The sequence below is a fragment of the Frondihabitans sp. VKM Ac-2883 genome (assembly GCF_015350875.1).
Taxonomy (GTDB): domain Bacteria; phylum Actinomycetota; class Actinomycetes; order Actinomycetales; family Microbacteriaceae; genus Frondihabitans.
Map to the genome: position 1 here is coordinate 22352 of NZ_JADKSF010000007.1, position 20086 is coordinate 42437.

Here is a 20086-nt window from a genome sequence, read left to right on the forward strand (position 1 = left end):
GGGTGACTACGCTGGAACGATGGCCTCCTTCGACGATGACTACACCGTCCGCACCTTCACCCCAGCCCTCGACGACGGCGTGCCCGACGCCGCCACAGCGGGCTGGCTCGGTGCGACTCGCATCGGATTCCACGAGAACTCGAGCGCCGACAACATCCGCGAATCGGCGATCGGCGCGATCGACGACGGCCGCGCCTTCACCGGCGTCTACAACAGGCACCCGCTGCCCGGCACCCTCGACGAGACCTGGCCTGTCGCGACGTACACCGGCTACACGAAGACCGTCAATGTGGGCGGCGGCCGCCTCGTCGACACCTACCTGATCTCAGACGTCACGGTCAGGCCTACCCACCGGCGTCGCGGCATGCTCCGTCACCTGATGACCGAGCGCCTGGCAGCGGCAGCAGCCGCCGGCCACGCACTCGCGGCACTGACCGCCAGCGAATCCACCATCTACCGCCGCTTCGGCTTCGGGCCCGCGACCCGCAAGCGCACGGTCGTGCTGCATCGCGAGACGCCGTTCGCCCTGCTCTCGCAGCCCACCGGACGCGTCGAGCTCGCCCCCGCCACCGCTATCGCGGCCGTCGGGCCCCGAGTCTTCGCGCGCTTCCACGAGACGACGCCCGGCTCGGTCGACCGGCAAGGGCAGTACGCCAATCTCTACAACGGACTCGACTACGGCACCGGCAAGCCCGACGAGCACGCCCGCGCCGCGATCCACGTGCCCGCCGCAGGTGGAGAACCCGACGGCTATGTCGTCTACTCGGTGAAAGAGGAGGCCGGCAAGTCGGTGCTCACGATCGCCGACCTCGTGGCCGCCGACTCGGCCGCGTTCCTCGCACTCTGGGACTTCCTCGGATCCGTCGACCTCGTCGACCTGGTCCGCTGGCGCAAGGCGCCCGTCGAAGGACCGCTGCTGCACGCGCTGGCATCGAGCCGCTCTCTCGAGACCGAGAGCGAGCACGATCACGTGTGGCTGCGGATCCTCGATGCTCCCGCCGCCCTCTCGGCCCGCCCCTACCCGATCGACGGAACCCTCACCCTGAAGGTGCACGACAAGCTCGGGCACGCCGACGGGACGTTCCGGCTCGAGGCATCCGACGGAGCCGGGCATGCGGTGCGCGTCGGCGAGAGCGAACCGGCCGACCTCGAGCTCGACGCCGCGACGCTGGCAACGCTCTACCTCGGCGGCGTGGCCGTGACGGTGCTGGCCGAAGCGGGACTCGTGGTCGAGCACACCGCGGGCGCGCTGGGGCTCGCGACGCGACTGTTCGCGGCGGACCGGCCGGTGCACGGGATGACCGACTTCTAGGGGTTTGCGCCTGCGGCGCGGTTGCGGCGGGCGGGGCGGGGCGTTGCCGGGGCTGCTGCAGGCCGTTTGCCGGGGTGGTTGCAAATTTGAAGGAAAAACTGCCGCGGGCGAGCACAAAATGAAGGATCCGGCGGGGTGCGGTGCGCAAATCTCCTTCGAATTTGCAACGGGTACGGCGAGCTAGGGGGCCGGCGGGCAACTCTCGCGCAGAAGCACCTCGACGGGAAGCGTGACGCGCTGAGGCTCCCGCTCGGGGGCGGCCAGCCGGTCGACGATGGCTCGCACGGCGGCGCGCCCGAGCTCGGCCATGGGCTGACGGACCGTCGTGAGGCGGGGCCTGGAGAACCGGCCCGCCTCGATCCCGTCGAAGCCGGTGACCAGCACTCGGCCCGGCACATCGACCCCCTCAGCCGCGAACACGTCGAGGACGCCCAGCGCCGTCTGATCGTTGGCGCACATTACGGCGTCCGGAACTCGACCGCCGACCAGGAGCTCCGTCGCCACCTCGCGGCCCCGGTCGCGACCGAACGTGCCAGGGACGACGCGAAGATTGCCCGCGAAGGCGCCCTCGCGGAGGCCCTCGTCCAGACCCGCGCGGCGATCGGCCTCGTCGGGCGAATCGGCGGGGCCGGAGACGTAGACCAGAGAACGGACGGAGTGCGACGCGATAACGTGCCGGGCCAGAGCACGCATGCCCCCGAGGTTGTCGACACCGACGTGATCGATGTCGTCGCCCGGGCGCGAGTCGGCGACTAAGACGACAGGGATCCGACGTGCCACGTGCGAGACGAGATCGGCCGGAACCGTCTGCGACAGCACTGCCAGCCCATCGACGCGGCCCGCGATGTCGTTCACCATCACCTCGCGACTGGAACCGCGACCGGCGGCCACCATGAGAGCGAACCCGTGGCGCCACGCCTCGATCTCGGCTCCACGCAGAACCTCGTCGAAGTAGAGGCCGGACGGGGCCGGGGCCGCGCGGTCGTCGCGATCGTCGATGAGGGGCGTTGCCGCGGTGCCGCTGGCACCTGCGTCGGCGGTAGCTGCGTCGGCTGTAGTTGCGGTAGCCGCGTCCGCGGCGGCGGCGTCTGCCCCGGCTTCGTCTCCGGTGTGGGCGGGCGGCGCGGTCTCGTCGAGGCCGTCGTGGCCCGGGAGGAAGAGGCCGAGAACCCCGGTTCGCCGTCCGGCCAGGCCCCGCGCTGAACCGCTCGGCACGTAGCCGAGGTCGCGCACGGACGACAGCACTCGCGCTCGCGTCTCGGGCCGGACGGCGTCGGGCCGACGAAGGACGCGCGAGACCGTGGCGATCGACACCCCGGCGTGATCGGCGACGTCGTAGACGGTGGGAACCTTCTGCATTGCACTCCCCCGTGATCGCTGGGCCAAAGGCCGTGCTCCCAGTGTAATTCGTCGGGTCGGCGGGGGTTTGCGGCGGGTCGCGTGCAAATTCGAAGGAGAAAACGGCCGGGCCGCACGCAGAATCAAGGATCCGACGGGGTGCGGTGCCGAAATCTCCTTCCAATTTGCAGAGGGGCGGCGTTGCAGAGGGGCGGCAGGGGAGGCCGGGCGACGCTAGGCGCATCGAGCTAGCGCTGGCGCCTCCGGGCCAGGACTGGTTGGCTGGTGCCATGTCGATCCAGTCCACGGCCGAGAAGGCCGAGCTCCTCCGCTCCCTCCACATCCCCGGCGACCCGCTCATCGTGACCAACGTGTGGGACAGCATCACCGCCCGCATCGTCGCGGGGGCCGACGGTGTCAAGGCACTCGCCACGGCGAGCCACTCCATCAGCGAGGCGCACGAGGTCGAAGACGGCGAGGGGCTCGACGTCGACGAGGCTCTCGCTGCCGCGCGGTTGATCATCCGATCGGTTGATCTGCCGGTGTCAGTCGACTTCGAGAAGGCTTATGCCTCCGATGCAGCCGGCACTCGCGACAACGTCTGGCGGCTGATCGAGGCCGGCGCCGCCGGCCTCAACCTCGAAGACTCGATCGGCCGGAGCAAGGCCGAGCTCTACGACATCGACACCCAGGTCTCCAAGATCGCCGCGGCGCGAGCGGCCGGTGACCGTGCCGGCGTGCCCATCGTCATCAACGCGCGCGTCGACGCCCTCGCCGGTGACCCGTCGCTCTGGGACGACGCGATGACCCGCGCCAACGCCTACCTCGACGCCGGGGCCGACGTGGCGTTCGTGCTCGGGCTCTCGACCGAGGAGACCGTCGAGCGTGCCCTCGCCGCCATCCACGGCAAGGTGTCGGTCATCGCGAACCCCTCGCAGGTGCCCCTGGCTCGTCTCGCCGAGCTCGGCATCTCGCGGGTCAGCTTCGGCCCGACGGTGATGGGCCTCACCCTGTCGCACCTGCGCGACGCCGCCACGACATTGACCGCGAAGGGCGATTACCCGGCCGAGCTCGGGTTCGCCTTCTGAGCGCCCCGTCGACGACCCGGTCTAGACGAAGTCGGCCGGGTTGTCGGCGGGATTCTTCGGCTTGCGGTCGTCTTCTCGACGGTTCGCCTCTTCGTTCTCCCGCCACTCCTCGGCCGCCTCGCGCACCTCGACCGCCTCTTCGACGTCTTTAGCGTGCTTCTCTTCCTTTTTCTCGATCTGACGCGTGTCGCGCGGCGGAAGCTGGATCTCCTCCTCGGCCTTGATTCCGGCCTGGAGCTCGCGCCCCCGCTCGACCTCGGCGTCGAACTCGGCGCCGAACAGCAGCGCGATGTTCGTGATCCAGAGCCAGAGCAGGAAGATGATTACACCACCGAGGGCGCCGTACGTCTTGTTGTAGCTCGAGAAGTTCGCGACGTAGAACGCGAAGCCCACCGAGGCGAGCAGCCAGATGAAGATGGCGAGGAACGCCCCCATGCTCATCCAGCGGAACTTCGGCTGCTTCACGTTCGGGGCGAAGTAGTAGAGCACGGCGACCACGACCACGACGATGACGGCGAGCACCGGCCACTTGACGATGAGCCAGACGGTGACGGCCGCATCGCCCAGGCCGATGAAATCGCCGACCGTGCGGGCGATATCGCCCGAGAGAACGAGGATCAGCCCCGCGACCACGATGAGCACGACGGCCACGATGGTCACGAGCAGGTTGGTGGGACGCAGCTTCCAGATCGGACGACCCTCGTCGCGGCTGTAGATGCGGTTCAGGGCCCGGCCGAACGCGCCGACGTAGCCCGACGCCGACCAGATGGCGCCCAGCACACCCACGACGAAGGTGATGCCGGCCGCGTCGGAGTTCGCCAACGCCTCGACCGGGCCGCTGATGGTTTTTGCGACGTCGCCACCGCCCAACTGCTTCACGAGGGCGAGGACCTGGTCGGTGGTGTTGCCGGCTTGGCCGAAGAGACCGAGGATCGACACGATCGCGAGCAGGGCGGGGAAGAGAGCCTGCACAGCGAAGTAGGTCAGTGCCGCGGCCAGGTCAGTGCACTGGTCGCGCGAAAACTCGCGAATGGTCTTCTTGAACGTGTACACCCAGGTCCGCTTGGTGATCTCGGGCAGGGTGTCGGGTTTGGCGTCATCCTCGACGGGAGGGGTGTCTTTGAGGGACGCAGAGCTCTGGGCCACGGTGGTCTCCGAGAAAAAGGGGGGGGGCGGTTAGCGGCGCGAGCGCGCGGCGAGCTTGGCAATACCGGTGACGACGGCGGCCAGACCGGCAGCACCGGCGGCAGCAACCGCCAACACCTTGGGGTCGTTCGTCACCTTGCTCTTGGCCCGCCGGATGTTGGCCTTCGGGTTGAGGCGATCTTCGATCTCGTCGAGGGTCGCGGCGAACTCGTCACGAGTTCGGGCAACCTCGTCGGCGATGCCGGGAACAGTCTTCGGCGACTCGTCTTCGGTGCCGGGCCCCGAGGGATCCTTCGCTGCGGGGGTCATTTCGTGCCCTTCAGTGCATTCACGTCGCTCTTGAGGCTCGCGACGGTCTCGGTCGGCACGGGAGGCACGCCACGCTTGAGCGCGCGAATACCCACCAGTGCGAGGATCGCGGTGATGATCAGAAGCCCCGCCGCGATCAGAAGTGCGGCGAGCCAGGCCGGGAAGACGGTCGCGGTGGCGAGAACCGCCGCGGCGATCAAGACCTCCAGAAGGAGGAACCCGAAGAGGGCCGCGGCGGCGAGGATGCCGATGCCGACTCCTGCGGCTTTCAGTTTCGCCGTCAGTTCGGCGCGCACCAGACGGATCTCGCCTCGGATGAGGCGCGAGATCAGATCGGGCAACGACGAAAACAGGCTGCCGAGCGAACGACGCTCAGAGGAGTCAGACATCTGCGGCCTTACGGGGTGTCGTTCTTCGAGGTGGCCGACTTGACCTTCTCGGTGGCGGCGTGAGCGGCATCGGAGGCCGTCTCCTGGATCTTCTTGCCAACGATCGGGGCCTTCTCGGCCACGAAGTCTTCGGCCTTGGTCACGCCACGCTGAACGTTCGGGTCGTTCCAGACCTGGTCGGCGCGGTTCTTGATCTTCTCGTACGACTGGCGACCCGCGCGGGCACCCACTACGTAGCCCGCGGCGAGGCCGGCGACAAACAGGATCTTGCCTTTCATGGGGTTCTCCTTCTGGGGTTGTTCGGTTCGTAGGATCCTACGGTGCCACGTACGAGGGGCGAGCGGCCAGATCCGCCATCAGCCGCCGAGCACGACCCACCAGATCAACAGCATCGTCGTGACGAACCCGCAGACGAAGTTGATCGCCAAGAACCGGCGCCAGCCACGGTTCGCCTCCTCGGCGCGGTCATCGGGCACCGACCACCAGGGCGCCACCGTCACCAGGTACGGCACCACGAGAAGCGCCGCAAGGGGTCCGGGCCAGCGAGTCAGGAGCATCAAGACACCACCGAGCGCGTAGGCGACGAACGAGAACCGCACGGTCGCGCGCGCGCCGATCACTGTGGCGATCGACGCGATGCCGCCCTCGCGGTCGGCGACGACGTCTTGCACGGCCCCGAACGCGTGGCTCGCAATGCCCCACAGGAAGAAAGCGCCGAGCAGGGCGTACAGCTGCGGGGTGAACGTCGCGCCGGCGAGCACCAGCCCGTAGACGGCCGGGCTGGTGAAGTGGGTGCTCGACGTCAGCGAGTCGAGGAAGGGCCGCTCTTTGAAGCGGAGGCCGCCCAGCGAATAAGCAATCACCGCGAAGATGCTCACCGCGAGCACCAGCCAGCTCAGCGGGCTGCCGACCGCGATCAGGAACACCAGGAACGGCACGTTCGTGAGCACGACGGCCCGCAGGATCGCACTGTGGAAGCTGCGGCCGAGCATCGCCCCCTCGACGCCGCCCTTGCGCGGATTGCGCAGGTCGCTCTCGTAGTCGAAGACGTCGTTGATGCCGTACATGGCGAGGTTGTAGGGAATCAAGAAATAGAGGATCCCGACGACCGCGATCAGCCAGTCGACCCTCGCGAAGTCGAAGTCGGTGACCTTGAGCAGGTCGCCCGTGTTGAGGGCGCCGTCGGCGAAGCCGATGGTCCAGTCGCTGCCGCGACCGGCGGCGAGCCCCGGAGTGCCCGCCGATCCGAGGATGTACGCGGCGGCGAACGGGAACGCGGTGTTGATCCAGCTCAGCGGTCGCGAGACCGCGAAGAGCGCGCGAAGGGTTTTCACCGGGAGGGCCTCTCGTTTTGATTCGGGGCCGGGCGTCGTTCGAGCAGCACCCACAGCGACGGCAGCAGCACCAGCGCCGCCACCGCGTAGGCGAAGTCTTCGAGGGGCGCGATGCCGACGAAGACTCCGCTGATCTTGGCCTCGTCATACCCGACGAGGCCGATGCCGATCATGACGTTGTCGAAAACGGCGGTCATGACGAGCAGGATTCCGGCGACGAGGGCGGCGGTGGCGAGGCTGGCTCGAGGAGCACGACGACGACGCCGCACGAGGAGAGCGGCGATGCCGGTCACGGCCGCGACTGCGAGGAACGGAACGTTCAGGCCCCAGTAGGTCACGGACGCTCCTCGAGAACCGCGGAGCCAGCTCGCGCCCCGTCGCTCCGGGCACGCAGCGCCCGGGTGATCAGCGGCACGCCGGCGGCCAGGTTCATCGTCAGGTAACAGAGCAGCGTCAAGAAAAAGAGTTCCTCGACCGGCAGCTCACGGGCGATTTCAATGCCGGTCATGAAGCTGGTCTCGCCGCGGAAGAAGACGCCGAGGCCGATTCCGAAGAGATCCCAGACCAGGAAGAAGACGATTCCGGCGACGAGCACGATGGCGGCACGGCGTGCGTCTCGCCAGAAGAACAGTGTGAACCGTCGGTCGAGCACGACCATCCCGGTGAGGGCGACGAGCAGGCCGAGGAGGTAGAGAACCGGCATCAGGGCAGGTGAGGCTCGGGCAGAGGCTCGGTGCTGGTGTCGCCCCGGAGGTTCTTCAGCAGCACCTCGGCGCTGATCAGGCACATCGGGAGGCCGATACCGGGCCGCACGGATCCGCCCACGTAGTGCAGGCCACGGACCTTCTTCGACTGGTTTCCGGCACGGAACATCGCGCTCTGCGCCAGCGTGTGAGCTGGCCCGAGCATGCTGCCCGACCACGAGTTGTAGTCGTCGACGAAGTCCTGCGGGCCACGGCTGCGGCGGAGCACGATTCGAGAATTCAGGTCGGGGACACCCGCCCAGTCGGCGATCTGCTGAATGACGGCATCGCCGAGACGCTCGAGCTGCCCCGGGCCTGAATTGCCGACACCGACGGCAGCACCATCGGCAGCGCCTTCAGAGCCAGCGGCACCCGGCATCGACCCCAGCCCGAGCTCGGGCTGCGCTGGCAGAGGCACCAGTACGAAGAGGTTCGTCTGCCCCTCCGGCGCGGTGGCCGGGTCGACGACCGACGGCTTGCAGACGTAGAACGACGGCGGCTCGGGAATGCTCTTCGGCTCACCGAAGATGCGGCCGAAGTTGTCGTGCCAGTCGCGGGAGAACAGCAGCGTGTGGTGCTCGAGCTCGGGGATTTCGCCCTCGACACCCAGATACAGCAGCAGAGCGCTCGGCCCGGGGTTTTTCTCGGCCCAGTACGACTCGCCGTACGTCTGCAGCTTCGCGGGGAGGAGCTTCGTCTCGGTGTGGTGGAGATCGGCGGCGGAGACCACGAGGTCGGCGCGGACGAGGTGCGTCGTGCCGCTCGCATCAGACCACTCGACACCGGTGGCTCGGGGGTGGAGGCCGCCGCTGGTTCGGATCCTTGTCGCTGTCGCCTCGGTGACGATGGTCACGCCGGCGTCACGGGCGAGCCGCTCGATGCTGCCGATGACGGCGCTGATACCGCCCATCGGGTACTGCACGCCGTCGTCGAGGTCGAGCGTCGACATGAGGTGGTACATGCTCGGAGTCTCGAAGGGCGAGGAGCCCAAGAAGACGGCCGGGTAGCCGAGGATCTGCCGAAGACGAGGATCCGAGACGGTGCGACCTACGAACGAGTCGAGATTCTGCAGCAGCAGCCGCGCGAGCTTGGGCAGCCGCGTCAGCACGTCACGGCGCAGCAGCGGCAGCAGGGTGCGGAACGACGTGTAGAGAAAGCGGCGCTTGGCAATGTCGTACGTGTCGCGGCTGGAGGCGAGATAGTCGCGCATGCGGGCGCCGGCACCGGGCTCGATGCGGTCGAACAGGTCGACATTCTTCTCGAGGCCGAGCGGGATGTCTATCGGCTCGCGCTCGCCCTCGAAGTAGACGCGGTAGCCCGGGTCGAGGGCGCGGAGGTCGAGTTCTGCCTCGGCGGTCGTGCCCATCAGGCGGAAGAAGTGGTCGAACACCTCGGGCATGAGGTACCAACTCGGGCCCATGTCGAAGCGGAATCCATCGGCCTGCCACGACGAGGCGCGCCCGCCGACCTGGTCTGACTTCTCGAGGATCGTGACGTCGTAGCCGTCGCGGGCGAGTAGCCCGGCCGACGCCAGACCCGAGATGCCGCCGCCGATGATGACGACGCTCTGGCCCTTCTTGGGGCCCTGGCCGTTCTTGGGGCTCTGGCCGTTTTTCGAGCTCAGACCCTTTTTCGAGCTCAGACCGGACTCGGTACTCATCGGGCTCCCACTGTCGTGATGCGGCCCGCCGCCGAGGCCGCGGCGATCCGCAGTTTGACCGGGTTCGGCACCCGGATCCGCGTGTGCATCAGCTCAGACGCCGGCGTCACTGCCAGGCGTCGATTGAGCTCGGCGAAGAGACCGTGGGCGAGGGCCACGGCGCGACGCGACGAATTCGGCAGCAGCGGGATGATCTCGCCCGACACCCGGAGGTCGTCGTCGATGTCAGCCACGAGGCGGTCGCGCTCGGCATCGGTGAACGACGTCGGGTCGACGCCCGGAAAATAGCTGCGGCCGAGGGTCTCGAAGTCGTCGGAGAGGTCGCGCAAGAAATTGACCTTCTGAAAGGCGGCGCCGAGAGCCCGCGCGCCGCGAACGAGCCGCTCGCTGGTGACTTCGTCGTACGACCGGCCCTGCACGAACGCCCGCAGGCACATCAGGCCGACCACCTCGGCCGACCCGTACACGTAGGTGTCGAACGACTCCGCATCGTGCTCGGACTGCTCGAGGTCGTTGCGCATCGACGTGAAGAACGGCGCGGTCAGCTCGGCGCCGAAGCCGGTCTCGCGGGCGGTCGCCGCGAACGCGTGCACGACGAGGTTGGCGCTGAATCCGAGTTGGATCGCCTGCTCGGTCTCGGCTTCGAAGGCATCGAGGATCCGGGCGCACGCCTCAGCATCATTACCCGCCTCGGCCGCCGGGCCGTCGACGATCTCGTCGGCCACTCGCACCAGCGCATAGATGTTCTCGACGTGCGACCGCACCTCGGCACCGAGCAGGCGCGATGCCAGCCCGAACGACGTCGAGTAGCTGCGGATGACATCGGCCGACGCCTCGTGGGCGACGCGGTCGTAAAGGGCCAGGCGAGTCATCGAGTCCGTTCGAGCACGGTGTCGACGATGGGGCGGAGCACGTCGCGGAGGTCGTTCGAGATGACCTCGTTGTCGAGCACGGCGAGCGCGCGGTCGGCGTGCTCGTCGATGAGTCGCTCGGCCAGGGCCCGCGACCCGCAGGAGTCGAGGCGGCCGCGCACGTGCTCGGCCTCCTCGCGGGTGAGGTCGGCCTTGCCGATAAACGGGCGAATGGCGAACCACTCGTCTGTGGTCGCGGCGTGCGCGATGAGCACCGTGCGCTTGCCCTCGCGGAGGTCGCCGAGGGTGGTCTTGCCGGTCTCTTCTTCGACCCCGTAGACCCCGAGGAGATCGTCGACGATCTGGTAGGCGATGCCGACCTCGCGACCGAACGCCTCGAGAGCGTCGACGATGGCGTCGTCGGCTCCGGCGAGGATCGCCCCGGCCATGAGCGGGGCCTCGAACGAGTAGACGGCAGTCTTCGCGCGCTCCATCTCGAGGATCTCGGCGACAGTCGGCATCTCGGGAGCGAGGCTCAGCTCGACATCGAGCAGTTCACCGCCGGCGCTGGCGAATATGGCGTCGTCGAGCACGTCGAGGAGTCTCGCCCTGACGTCGGCCTCGCACGTCACGGCGAGGAGGAGGCGGCTCGCACCGGTGAGAGCGAGGTCGCCGGCGATGACCCCGGCGCTCATGCCGCGGTGCTCGGCGGCCGGAGTGGAGAAACCGGCCGTCGTCGCCGTGTCGCGGTAGCTGCCGGAGACGTTGGGGATGCCGCGGCGAGAGAAGTCGCGGTCGATCACGTCGTCGTGGACGATGAGCGCGGTGTGCAGCAGCTCAAAAGCGGCGCCTACTGCAGCGCAGGCGTCTTCGTCTCTGCCGCCGAGACCTTCGTAGGCGGCCACGACCATGCGCGGCCGGAACCGCTTGCCGCCGATCGAATTGCGCTCGAGCACGTTCCAGAGGTCGACGTAACGGGCTCCGAGAAGAGAGGCGCGTCGCTTGCCCTCGGCGAAGAAATCGCCGAGCACGCCGTCGACCCGCTCGGTCGTCGAGAGGGTTGACGCCGTAGTGTCAGAGGACGCCCCACCGTCCATAGGCCTATCTCGCATCTCTGCGAGCAGGTGATCACCGTCCATTAGGGCAGACTACCGCGAGATGAATCCCGAACCCCAGGCACTTCCCCAGCAGTCGACCGCTGCCGACACCGTTCTCCACGACGAGCTCGTGGTATTGCTCGATGAGGGGGGAAATCCCTCGGGGGTGTACCCCAAGCGCGACGTGCACACCACCGAGACGCCGCTCCACCTGGCCTTCTCCTGCCACGTCGCGAACGACGCCGGAGACATTCTCGTCACCCGTCGCGCACTGACGAAAGCCACCTGGCCCGGCGTCTGGACCAACTCGTTCTGCGGCCACCCGGCACCGGGCGAGACCCCGGCCGAGGCCGTCCAGCGGCGGGCGTTCCAGGAGCTGGGCATGGAGGTCGCCGAGATCACGCCGATCCTGCCTGACTTCCGCTACCGCGCGGTCGACGCGTCGGGTGTCGTCGAAAACGAGATCTGCCCGGTGTTCACGGCCGTCGCCGTCGGTTCGCCGCAGCCGTCGCCCGACGAGGTCGCCGAGTGGGCCTGGGTGTCTCCCGCCGACCTGCGCGCCTCGGTGGCTGGCGCCCCCTTCGCCTGGAGCCCGTGGCTCGGGTGGCAGCTCGAGGCCTGGCCCAGCTAGCTGCGGTCTCGCGTCGGCGGGGCGCGGCCGAGCTACCGAGCGCGCTCGGCCATCCAGGCCTCGACCTCGCCGGGCTCGCGGGGCAGCGCCGCCGACAGGTTGATCGACGAGGTCTCGGTCACGATGAGGTCATCTTCGATCCGGATGCCCATGCCCCGCAGCTCGGCCGGCACCGTCAGGTCGTTCTGCTGGAAGTACAGCCCGGGCTCGACCGTGAGCGCATTGCCGGCCGACAGCATGCCGGTGAGGTACGAGGCCTGCGGCGCGTGGTTGCAGTCGTGGATGTCCATGCCGAGCATGTGGCCGGATCGCGAGATGCTCCAGCGGCGCTGATACAGGGCAGAAGGATCCATCGCCTCGTCGACCGAGCACGTCAGGAGTCCGAGATCGATGAGGCCCTCGCTCAGTGAGCGCGCACAGGCATCCTGGTAGGCCTGGAACGCGACTCCGGCCCGGAGTGTGTCGATACCGGCCTGCTGGGCGCGCAGCACGATCGAGTAGACGTCGCGCTGCAGGCTCGTGAACTCGCCAGTGACCGGAAGGGTGCGAGAGACGTCGGCTGAGTAGAGGGACTCGAGTTCGACGCCCATGTCCATCAGCACGAGGTCGCCATCGCGGAGCGGCCCCGAATTGGACGTCCAGTGCAGCGTGGTGGCGTGCGCCCCGGATCCTACGATCGATCCGTAAGCGGGGCCTTCGCCGTCGAGGCGCGCACGACGGGTGAAGGTGCCCTCGAGGTAGCGCTCGCCACGACCGGAGGCGCGAGCCGCCGACCACTCTCGAGCGCAGTCGTCGAAACCGAGCACGGTGGCGTCGACCGCGGCCTGGAGCTGCCCGATCTCCCAGTCGTTCTTGATCAGACGGAGCTCGTCGAGGGTGCTCTTGAGCAGCAGGTGCGGCTCGAAGTCGGGCCCGCAGATCGACTTGACGAGCTCGTCGACCCGGTCGTCGAGGGTCGGCAGCACGCGGACCCGCTTGGCCCGGCGAGCCGCACTCGCGAGGTCGGCCTCGAAGTCGTCGAGGGAGCGGCACTCGATGCCGAGGGCGTCCTGGGTCTCGCGGAGCGACGGGCGCGGCCCGACCCACAGGTCGCCGATCGCGTCGTTGCGCCAGAACTCGTCGGTCTCGCGACCGGACGGAGCGTGCAGGTACAGCACGGCGCCGGCCTCGCCACCGGTCGTGTCGACCAGCAGCACGCTCGAGGCCGAGCGGTTGCCGGTCAGCCAGAGGTGGTCGGTGCCGGGGCGGAATCCGAACGAGGTGTCGTTCGACCGGGTGCGGATCTCGCCGGTCGGGATCACGAGCAGCTCGGCCGGCAGCGCCTCGGCGAGCCGGGCGCGACGCTCGGCCGTGTACGAGACGACCGGGTCGTCGGCCGTGAGCACCGGAGCGGCATCGCCCCAGCCCGCCAGCATGAACGCGCCGTTGCCGGGGAGCGGAGCGCGGTTCTGCGCCCGCGGCATGCGCCAGAGAGCGGACGGGTGAGCGTCGACGGTCGTCACGCGGGGGTCCTTTCGAGAGCGGCGGGCAGGGCCGCGGTCCAGTCGACGCGATCGCCCTCGGCCGGGGCAAGCGGCAGCCGGCCCGAGCCGTCGGGCACCGGGATCGCCGCCAGCAAAGCACGCGTGTACGGGTGCACCGGGTTCTGCCAGATCGTCTCGGTGTGGCCCGACTCGACGATGCGCCCGCGGTACATCACGAGCGTGCGATCGGCGATGCGCCTGACCACCGAGAGGTCGTGCGAGATGAAGAGCATGCCGGCACCGGCCTCGACGCTGAGCGTGCGCATCAGGGCCGCCACACTGGTCTGGGTCGAGGCATCGAGGGCCGAGATCGGCTCGTCGGCGACCAGCAGGCGCGGCCTCGCGGCGAGCGCCCGGGCGATGGCGATGCGCTGCTTCTGCCCGCCCGAGAACTCGTGCGGATAGCGGCCGACCATGGCCGGGTCGAGGCCGACGCGAGAGAGCCACTCCGCGGGATCGGACGGCTCATCACCGCGGGCGACAGCGGCCCGCACTCCGTCGCCGATCTGCTCCCCCACCGGGCGGCGGGGGTTCAGCGACGAGTTCGGATCTTGGAAGACCATCTGCACGCCGGTCATCTCGGTGCTTCGGCGTCGCAACCCGAGCACGGGCACCTCGGCGTCGCCGAGCAACACGGAGCCGCCGGCCCGCTTCTCGATGCCAACCACCGCGCGGGCGAGGCTCGACTTGCCGCACCCGCTCTCGCCGACGAGCGCGACGACCTCGCCGGGGGCGATGGAGAGCGACACCCCGTCGACGGCGCGAAGGGCGGGGCGGCGATACTCGACGGCGACGTCGGTCGCTGTCAGAACGGGACCCGCGGTGCTGCCAGGGCGGCTGGTGCCGATGCCGCCGGTGCGTGGCTCAGGAGTCATGGTGTCCGCCTTCTGCGAGCAGATCGTCGACGAGCTCGTCGGGGGTCTCTTCGAGCGTCGACCCGGGCAGGGCCGCCAGCAACGAGCGCGTGTAGTCGTGCTGCGGCGCGGTGAACAGCTGCTCGCGCGGCGCCGACTCGACCACGACGCCCTGGCGCATGACCGTCACCACGTCGGCGACGGCACTCATCACGCCGAGATCGTGCGTGACGAGCAGCACGCTGAGCCCGCCCTCGTCGACGAGCTCGCGCAGCAGGTGCAGCACGCCGGCCTGCACGGTCACGTCGAGCGCGGTGGTCGGCTCGTCGGCCAGCAGCACGTCGGGGCCGCACGCCAGCGCGACGGCGATGGCGATCCGCTGCCTCTGGCCGCCCGAGAACTGGTGGGGGTACTTCGCGAGAGCGCCCGCAGGATCCGGCACCCGCACACGATCGAGCAGCCCGTGCGCCTGCTCCTGCGCTGCCGCCTTGCTCAGCTTCAGGTGGTGCCGCAGGTGATCGGTGAGCTGGCGCCCGACGGTGAGCTGCGGGTGGAGGCTGGTCGAGGGATCCTGGAACACCATCGCCACGCGACGGCCGCGGATGGCGCCGAGCACCTGGCGCGACGCGCCCACGAGCTCGACAGAGTCGCCGCCCGCCGAGACGGGGGTCGACAGGAGGATCGAGCCGGTGGCCGTCATGGTGTCGGGGAGCAGGCCAAGGACGGCCAAGGCCGTCATGGTCTTGCCGGATCCTGATTCGCCGGCCAGGCCGTGGATGCGACCGCGTTCGAGCGCGAGATCGATGCCGCCGACGATCGGCCGGGGGCCGTCGGGTGTGCGGAGGTCGATGCGCAGATCGGTGATGGTGAGCGAGTCGGTCACAGGGTCGGGCCTCCTCCGCGCAGCGTGCGCGACTTCGGGTCGAGGGCGTCACGGAGGGCGTCGCCGACGAAGTTGAACGCGACCACGATCGTGAGGATCGCCAGGCCCGGGAACACGCCGAGCCACCACGAGTCGAAGTTCTGGACGGCGTCGGAGACCATCGAGCCCCACTCCGGCGTCGGCGGCTTGGCCCCGAGCCCGAGGAACGACAGCCCGGACAGCAGCAGGATGGCCGTGCCGATGTCGAGACTCGCGAGCACCAGGATCGGCCCGACGATGTTCGGGGCGATGTCGCGCCAGAGCGACCGCAGCGGGCTGAAGCCGAGCAGCTGCCCCGACACGACGTAGTTCGAGGTGCGGAGCCCGAGCACGAGGCCGCGGGTCAGCCGCGCGTACGACGGCCACGACACGATCAGCGCCGCGAGCACCGCGTTGAGCAGCGAGGCGCCGAGGGCTGCCGCAATCACCATCGCGAGGATCACCGTCGGGAACGCCATCACGAGGTCGGTGACGCGCATGATCAGCTCGTCGACCCAGCGGCCGAAGAAGCCGGCGACCGCCCCGAGGATCGCGCCGATCAGCACGCTCATCACGACCAGCAGGAGAGCCAGCGGGATCGTGACGCGAGCACCCGACAGCAGCCGCGAGAACACGTCGCGACCGAGCGCGTCGGTGCCGAGGAACGTACCCTGGCCGGGCGCCTGGAGGATCGGCAGGTCTTGCGCGAGGGTATCGTGCGGCTGGATCACCGGGGCGAGGATCGCGATGACGATCCACAGCAGGGCCACTAGCGCGCCGGCGATGCCGAGCGGGGCCGACCAGCGGCCGAGCCGCAGTCGCGGGCGACGCCAGCGGCCCGGAAGATCGAGCGCGGGATCCGACGCGGCAGCTTTCGAGGACGCCCGGTCGAGCGTGGGCCGGCTCACGACGCCAGCCTGACGCGCGGGTCGATGACTCCGTAGAGAAGGTCGACGACGAGGTTCACCAGCAGGTACATCACTCCGATCAGGAGGCCGACGCCCATGACGCCGGGGAGGTCGAGGTGCGACGCGGCCTGGTACGCATAGCTGCCGATGCCTGGCCAGGCGAAGATCGATTCGACCAGCACGGTGCCGCTCAGCAGGCTGCCGAAGGCGAGGCCGACGACGGTGAGGATGGGGATGCTCGCGCCGCGGAGCACGTAGCTCCAGATCACCGTGCGGGTCGGCAGGCCCTTGGCACGGGCGGCCCGCACGTAGTCCTGGTCGAGGATCTCGAGCACGGCCGTGCGGACGAACCGGGTGAGCAGGCCGACCGTGTACAGCGTCAGCACGAGCACAGGCAAGAAGAGGTGCGCGGCCGCGTCGAGGAACGTGTCGAGCTGACCGGCGAGCAGCGCGTCGACCGTGTAGAGGCCGGTGATCGTCGGCGGGGCGTTGAAGTCGCTGCTCAGTCGACCCGAACCGGGCGCGATGTGCAACTTGAAGTAGAAGACGTAGTAGAGCACCAGCGCCAGCCAGAAGGTCGGCACGCTGAGGCCCGCGAGCGAGACGACGCGGAGCACGTGGTCGGATGCCTTGCCGCGGCGGTAGGCCGCGATCGTGCCGAGCACGACGCCTATGATCACGCTGAGCACGATGGCGCCGATCGCGATCTCGAGCGTCGCGGGAAGTGCCGAGGAGAGGTCGGACGTCACCGCGTTGTGCGTGGTGGTGGACGTGCCGAGGTCGCCGTGAAGGAGGTTGCCGAGGTAGGTGAAGTACTGCACCACAAGCGGCTTGTCGAGGCCGTACTCCGACCGGAACTGAGCGACGATCGCGGGGTCTTCTGCGGCCCGCTGACCGAGCGCCGCCGCGACCGGGTCACCCGGCACGAGGTTCGTCAGGATGAACGTCACCAGGGTGACACCGACCACCAGCAGCAGCGAGGTGATCACGCGACGCAGGGCGTACCGGGCGAAGGGGTGACCCCCGCGCGACACGGAGCGTGCGCGCGGGGGTCGGGTGACGGTGCTGGTTGTCACAGTCGACTACTTGCTGCGGAGGGCCGCGATATCGATGGTCCAGACGGCGTTGTAAACGACGCCGGTGACGTCGGACGCGGCCGCGATGTTGTTGCCCGGCTGCAACAGCGGGATGAACGGGCCGTCGTCGTTGAGTGCCTTCTGCAGGTCTTCGAACCGCGTCTGACGCTCGTCGTTCGAGCCGCCGACCGCTGCCGCATCGGCGAGCTTCGAGATCGCCGGGTCGGCACCCGCGGCCCAGCCGGCACGCAGACCGACGACGTTGCCCGGGGTGAAGACGAGGTAGTCGCTCGGGTCGGGGTAGTCGGGGCCCCAGTACCAGAGGCCGACGGTCTCGGTGCCGTTGCGGTAGGCGTCGAGCTCGGTCGCGACCGGAGCCGGAGCGAGATCGACCGTGATGCCGGCGGTCTTGAACTGCGACTGCAGGCGCTGGGCGATCGTCGGGAACTCGATGCCGTTGAGCGTGATGTCGCTGGGGAAGTTCAGCGTGATCTTCTCGCCGTTGTAGCCGCTCTTGGCGAGGTCGGACTTCGACGCGGCCAGATCTTGCTTGAGGGCATCACCCTCACCGAGAGCACCAAGGAACATGCTCGGCACGACGCCGGCCGCCTGAGCGGTGCCGGTGCCGGCGATCGAGACGAGGTCGTCGTAGTCGATGGCCTCTTTGACGGCCTTGACGAAGTCGGGGTTGCTGGTGATCTTCGACACCTTAGAGCTCTGGTTGAGCAGCAGGAAGATCACGTTGGCCGACGGGTCGCTGGTGACGTCGACCGAGGATCCGAGCCCCGCCGCCTGCGTACCCGACAGATCGAGGGCCACGTCGGCGCTGCCACCCTGCACGTTAATCTTCTGGGTGGCGCCCTCGACGTTCTGGATCACGACGCGGCCGTATCCGGGCTGCTCGCCGTCGTACTTCTTGTTGGCCGTCAGAACGACCTTCGACGACAGGTTCAGCGAGTCGAGCACGTACGGGCCGGAGCCGGCGGAGTGGGCGTTGAGGTATTTCTCGGCGGTGTCACCCGAGTCGGTTGCCCCACCGTTGGCCTTGACGACCTTGGAGTTGAGGATGCCGAGCGCCGGGTTGGCGAGGATCGACGGGAGAGCCGGGGTGGCGGTCTTCGTGGTCAAGACGACGGTCTTCGCGTCTTTCTTCGCGACGGTGACGCCGGCCAGGAGGAACGACGGGTTGCCCTTGAGGCCGATGACGCGCTGAAGCGAGAACACGACGTCGTCGGCCGTCATCTCGGTGCCATCGGAGAAGGTGTGCGTGCCGTTCAGGGTCAGGGTGAACATCTTCGCGTCGGACGACTCGTCGAGGCTTGCAACGCCGTCGACGACCTTCGAGACGTCGCCGCCCTTGAAGGTGAGGAGAGTCTCGTAGAGGGCCTTGTCGACCAGTTGGCCCGTCGGCTCGTACATGCGGCCAGGGTCGGCCGTCTTGAGGTCGAACGCCTTGTCGATGGTCAGCGTCTTCGACGCGCCGTCGGTGCTCGAGGCCTTGCCGGACGAGCAGCCGGCGACGACGAGGGTGAGGGCGAGGGCTGCTGCACCGATCGCGACTCGCTTCGCCGTGTGCTTCGTGGTGGTGGAGCTGTTTCGCGTGGAAAAAGCCACGTGTTCCTCCTGGGGGGAAAGGGGGGTCACCTTGGACGGTGTGGAGAAACTGTGGCACGATTCCGAGCACCTCTTCACCTCAGGCCCTGATCTGTGGATAAATTGCGACTCAGCCCCCGATGGGAGTACCAAGTGTCGAACACCGAGCAAGACAACCGCCCGGCCCCTGGACAAAGGGCGACCGGTCTCGATGAGGTGGATCTTCGGATCCTCGGCGTGCTCCGCGAGAACGGACGCATCTCGATGGCCTCGCTCGCCGAGACCGTTAACGTGTCGCGAGCCAGCGTCTACAACCGCGTCGAGCGGATGACCGCGACCGGCGTGATCACCGGCTTCACCGCCCAGATCGACCCCGGCATGGTCGGCCTCGACGTCTGCGCACTCGTGTTCGTGACGGTGCACCCGCAGAGCTGGCACCGGTTCCGCGAGGGCATTCTGCAGATGCCCGACGTCGAATACTGCTGCATCACGACCGGCGAGCACGACGCCATGCTGCTCGTGCGATCCCTGGATATCGGCGGGGTGCACGACTTCGTGACCGGCGTCGTGGCCGCGCGGCCCGAGGTGAAATCGGTGGTGAGCGTGGTCATCCTCGACGAGGTGGTGAGCAAGTCGTACCTACTGCCGACCGACATTCCCGACCGCTCTGGCTCGTCGAACCGGCTCGGCATGACACGGTTCACGACCGCCGGAAACGGGCGCGACTCGGTTCGCTGAGGCTGTCGACGTAGCCCGTTCTTCTAGCTCTCGTCCTGCGCCGGCTCTTCGACGCACACGCTCACGTGGTCGACGCCGTCGATCTCGAAGCGCTCCACGAGGCGCACGCCGTCCGGTCCGGCCACGACCTCGCTGCCGCCCGTGCCCGCGACGACCGAGCCGTCTTCGACGAGCACATGCACGAACGAGACGGATAGGTCGTCACCGACCCTCGTGCCGACAAATCGTCCAAAGGTGACGGTGTCTCCGTCGTAGTCGCCCCAGATCACGCCGTCCTTCTCGAAGTAGCGGAAGCGCGAGGGCGAATCGGGGTCGACAGGGCTGTTGGTCGACGACTCCATCACGAATCGGCGGGAATCGAGGCTGGGAGCAAGTGCTGGCTGGACGGTCACGACACGAGTATGGGTGCCGGGCCGCTCCCGTTCCAGTCGAGTGCAGAACGTCCAGGATCCGGGCGCCGCCGCCGCTCCGATTGGACGAATGCGCGCCTGTCGACGCCGATCGGGCACAACCCGCTTCCCTTGCAAATGTGAGAGTGATCGCGGCTACGGGCCGGGCCGATCTGCGTCGGGTCGCGCGTTTTGCTCTCACTTTT

The 20086-nt window shown here is 68.5% G+C and carries 22 protein-coding genes; 4 read left to right on the forward strand and 18 right to left on the reverse strand.

Annotated elements, in window-relative coordinates; all coding sequences use genetic code 11:
- Positions 1–19 precede the first annotated feature (19 nt).
- Positions 20–1312 carry a GNAT family N-acetyltransferase gene (locus ITJ49_RS13120; protein ID WP_194606027.1) on the forward strand — a complete coding sequence of 431 codons (1293 nt, stop codon included), beginning with the start codon at positions 20–22 and terminating at the stop codon, positions 1310–1312.
- Between the two features lie 180 nt (positions 1313–1492).
- Here ITJ49_RS13120 and ITJ49_RS13125 read toward each other — a convergent pair whose 3' ends face one another.
- Positions 1493–2671, reverse strand: coding sequence for a LacI family DNA-binding transcriptional regulator (locus ITJ49_RS13125; protein ID WP_194606029.1), 1179 nt, complete (start codon positions 2669–2671; stop codon positions 1493–1495).
- Between the two features lie 269 nt (positions 2672–2940).
- Here ITJ49_RS13125 and ITJ49_RS13130 point away from each other — a divergent pair, with 269 nt between their 5' ends.
- On the forward strand, positions 2941–3738 hold the full coding sequence (locus ITJ49_RS13130; RefSeq protein ID WP_194606031.1) for an isocitrate lyase/phosphoenolpyruvate mutase family protein: 798 nt from the start codon (positions 2941–2943) through the stop codon (positions 3736–3738).
- Positions 3739–3759: 21 nt separating this feature from the next.
- Here the strand turns inward: ITJ49_RS13130 and ITJ49_RS13135 are convergent, their stop codons facing one another.
- From ITJ49_RS13135 to ITJ49_RS13180, 10 genes are all read right to left on the reverse strand, one after another.
- Entirely contained in the window at positions 3760–4884 is a 1125-nt protein-coding gene (locus ITJ49_RS13135) for a YhjD/YihY/BrkB family envelope integrity protein (RefSeq protein ID WP_370544511.1), read from the reverse strand.
- A 30-nt stretch (positions 4885–4914) separates the two neighbouring features.
- Positions 4915–5193, reverse strand: a complete 279-nt coding sequence (locus ITJ49_RS13140; RefSeq protein ID WP_055961236.1) for a DUF3618 domain-containing protein — start codon at positions 5191–5193, stop codon at positions 4915–4917.
- Positions 5190–5582: a phage holin family protein gene (locus ITJ49_RS13145; protein ID WP_055961238.1), complete on the reverse strand. Its 393-nt coding sequence runs from the start codon at positions 5580–5582 to the stop codon at positions 5190–5192. Before ITJ49_RS13145 ends, ITJ49_RS13140 begins: the two co-directional genes overlap by 4 nt.
- An 8-nt stretch (positions 5583–5590) precedes the next feature.
- Positions 5591–5860 (reverse strand): hypothetical protein, encoded by a 270-nt coding sequence (locus ITJ49_RS13150; RefSeq protein ID WP_084816065.1) that lies wholly within the window; start codon positions 5858–5860, stop codon positions 5591–5593.
- Positions 5861–5938: 78 nt separating this feature from the next.
- Positions 5939–6916 (reverse strand): prenyltransferase, encoded by a 978-nt coding sequence (locus tag ITJ49_RS13155; RefSeq protein WP_370544512.1) that lies wholly within the window; start codon positions 6914–6916, stop codon positions 5939–5941.
- Positions 6913–7254, reverse strand: coding sequence for a lycopene cyclase domain-containing protein (locus tag ITJ49_RS13160; RefSeq protein WP_194606033.1), 342 nt, complete (start codon positions 7252–7254; stop codon positions 6913–6915). The genes ITJ49_RS13155 and ITJ49_RS13160 overlap by 4 nt, the downstream gene beginning before the upstream one ends.
- Positions 7251–7619 carry a lycopene cyclase domain-containing protein gene (locus ITJ49_RS13165; RefSeq protein ID WP_194606035.1) on the reverse strand — a complete coding sequence of 123 codons (369 nt, stop codon included), beginning with the start codon at positions 7617–7619 and terminating at the stop codon, positions 7251–7253. The genes ITJ49_RS13160 and ITJ49_RS13165 overlap by 4 nt, the downstream gene beginning before the upstream one ends.
- Positions 7619–9319 carry a phytoene desaturase family protein gene (gene crtI / locus ITJ49_RS13170; RefSeq protein WP_194606037.1) on the reverse strand — a complete coding sequence of 567 codons (1701 nt, stop codon included), beginning with the start codon at positions 9317–9319 and terminating at the stop codon, positions 7619–7621. Before crtI ends, ITJ49_RS13165 begins: the two co-directional genes overlap by 1 nt.
- The gene (locus ITJ49_RS13175; protein ID WP_194606039.1) at positions 9316–10191 is read right to left on the reverse strand and encodes a phytoene/squalene synthase family protein; all 876 of its coding nucleotides are present in this window, start codon (positions 10189–10191) and stop codon (positions 9316–9318) included. Before ITJ49_RS13175 ends, crtI begins: the two co-directional genes overlap by 4 nt.
- The gene (locus ITJ49_RS13180) at positions 10188–11309 is read right to left on the reverse strand and encodes a polyprenyl synthetase family protein (protein ID WP_228514479.1); all 1122 of its coding nucleotides are present in this window, start codon (positions 11307–11309) and stop codon (positions 10188–10190) included. The genes ITJ49_RS13175 and ITJ49_RS13180 overlap by 4 nt, the downstream gene beginning before the upstream one ends.
- Before the next feature lie 19 nt (positions 11310–11328).
- Between ITJ49_RS13180 and idi the strand changes: the two genes are divergently transcribed.
- A complete protein-coding gene (gene idi, locus ITJ49_RS13185; RefSeq protein WP_194606041.1) occupies positions 11329–11898 on the forward strand; it encodes an isopentenyl-diphosphate Delta-isomerase in 570 nt (189 codons plus the stop codon).
- Positions 11899–11930: 32 nt separating this feature from the next.
- On the opposite strand, the gene ITJ49_RS13190 is transcribed toward idi, so the two are convergent.
- Genes ITJ49_RS13190 through ITJ49_RS13215 form a run of 6 tightly spaced genes read right to left on the reverse strand, consistent with a single transcriptional unit; the run spans position 11931 to position 18774 of the window.
- The gene (locus ITJ49_RS13190) at positions 11931–13400 is read right to left on the reverse strand and encodes an aminopeptidase P family protein (protein ID WP_370544513.1); all 1470 of its coding nucleotides are present in this window, start codon (positions 13398–13400) and stop codon (positions 11931–11933) included.
- On the reverse strand, positions 13397–14296 hold the full coding sequence (locus tag ITJ49_RS13195) for an ABC transporter ATP-binding protein (protein WP_194606043.1): 900 nt from the start codon (positions 14294–14296) through the stop codon (positions 13397–13399). Before ITJ49_RS13195 ends, ITJ49_RS13190 begins: the two co-directional genes overlap by 4 nt.
- The gene (locus ITJ49_RS13200) at positions 14286–15158 is read right to left on the reverse strand and encodes an ABC transporter ATP-binding protein (protein WP_194606045.1); all 873 of its coding nucleotides are present in this window, start codon (positions 15156–15158) and stop codon (positions 14286–14288) included. Before ITJ49_RS13200 ends, ITJ49_RS13195 begins: the two co-directional genes overlap by 11 nt.
- Positions 15155–16084: an ABC transporter permease gene (locus tag ITJ49_RS13205; RefSeq protein WP_370544514.1), complete on the reverse strand. Its 930-nt coding sequence runs from the start codon at positions 16082–16084 to the stop codon at positions 15155–15157. Before ITJ49_RS13205 ends, ITJ49_RS13200 begins: the two co-directional genes overlap by 4 nt.
- Positions 16081–17160 carry an ABC transporter permease gene (locus tag ITJ49_RS13210; protein ID WP_370544515.1) on the reverse strand — a complete coding sequence of 360 codons (1080 nt, stop codon included), beginning with the start codon at positions 17158–17160 and terminating at the stop codon, positions 16081–16083. Before ITJ49_RS13210 ends, ITJ49_RS13205 begins: the two co-directional genes overlap by 4 nt.
- Before the next feature lie 6 nt (positions 17161–17166).
- Positions 17167–18774, reverse strand: a complete 1608-nt coding sequence (locus ITJ49_RS13215) for an ABC transporter substrate-binding protein (RefSeq protein ID WP_370544516.1) — start codon at positions 18772–18774, stop codon at positions 17167–17169.
- 132 nt (positions 18775–18906) lie between these two features.
- On the opposite strand from ITJ49_RS13215, the gene ITJ49_RS13220 reads away from it, so the two are divergent.
- Positions 18907–19491, forward strand: a complete 585-nt coding sequence (locus tag ITJ49_RS13220) for an Lrp/AsnC family transcriptional regulator (RefSeq protein ID WP_233572956.1) — start codon at positions 18907–18909, stop codon at positions 19489–19491.
- Positions 19492–19514: 23 nt separating this feature from the next.
- On the opposite strand, the gene ITJ49_RS13225 is transcribed toward ITJ49_RS13220, so the two are convergent.
- Positions 19515–19883 carry a hypothetical protein gene (locus ITJ49_RS13225; RefSeq protein WP_370544517.1) on the reverse strand — a complete coding sequence of 123 codons (369 nt, stop codon included), beginning with the start codon at positions 19881–19883 and terminating at the stop codon, positions 19515–19517.
- Positions 19884–20086: the final 203 nt, after the last annotated feature.

Coding starts and splice junctions, on each gene's coding strand:
- ITJ49_RS13125 (WP_194606029.1), bottom strand. CDS start 2,671: ATGCAGAAGGTTCCCACCGTCTACGACGTCGCCGATCACGCCGGGGTG.
- idi (WP_194606041.1), top strand. CDS start 11,329: ATGAATCCCGAACCCCAGGCACTTCCCCAGCAGTCGACCGCTGCCGAC.
- ITJ49_RS13140 (WP_055961236.1), bottom strand. CDS start 5,193: ATGACCCCCGCAGCGAAGGATCCCTCGGGGCCCGGCACCGAAGACGAG.
- ITJ49_RS13165 (WP_194606035.1), bottom strand. CDS start 7,619: ATGCCGGTTCTCTACCTCCTCGGCCTGCTCGTCGCCCTCACCGGGATG.
- ITJ49_RS13195 (WP_194606043.1), bottom strand. CDS start 14,296: ATGACTCCTGAGCCACGCACCGGCGGCATCGGCACCAGCCGCCCTGGC.
- crtI (WP_194606037.1), bottom strand. CDS start 9,319: ATGAGTACCGAGTCCGGTCTGAGCTCGAAAAAGGGTCTGAGCTCGAAA.
- ITJ49_RS13130 (WP_194606031.1), top strand. CDS start 2,941: ATGTCGATCCAGTCCACGGCCGAGAAGGCCGAGCTCCTCCGCTCCCTC.
- ITJ49_RS13180 (WP_228514479.1), bottom strand. CDS start 11,309: ATGGACGGTGATCACCTGCTCGCAGAGATGCGAGATAGGCCTATGGAC.
- ITJ49_RS13120 (WP_194606027.1), top strand. CDS start 20: ATGGCCTCCTTCGACGATGACTACACCGTCCGCACCTTCACCCCAGCC.
- ITJ49_RS13145 (WP_055961238.1), bottom strand. CDS start 5,582: ATGTCTGACTCCTCTGAGCGTCGTTCGCTCGGCAGCCTGTTTTCGTCG.
- ITJ49_RS13175 (WP_194606039.1), bottom strand. CDS start 10,191: ATGACTCGCCTGGCCCTTTACGACCGCGTCGCCCACGAGGCGTCGGCC.
- ITJ49_RS13150 (WP_084816065.1), bottom strand. CDS start 5,860: ATGAAAGGCAAGATCCTGTTTGTCGCCGGCCTCGCCGCGGGCTACGTA.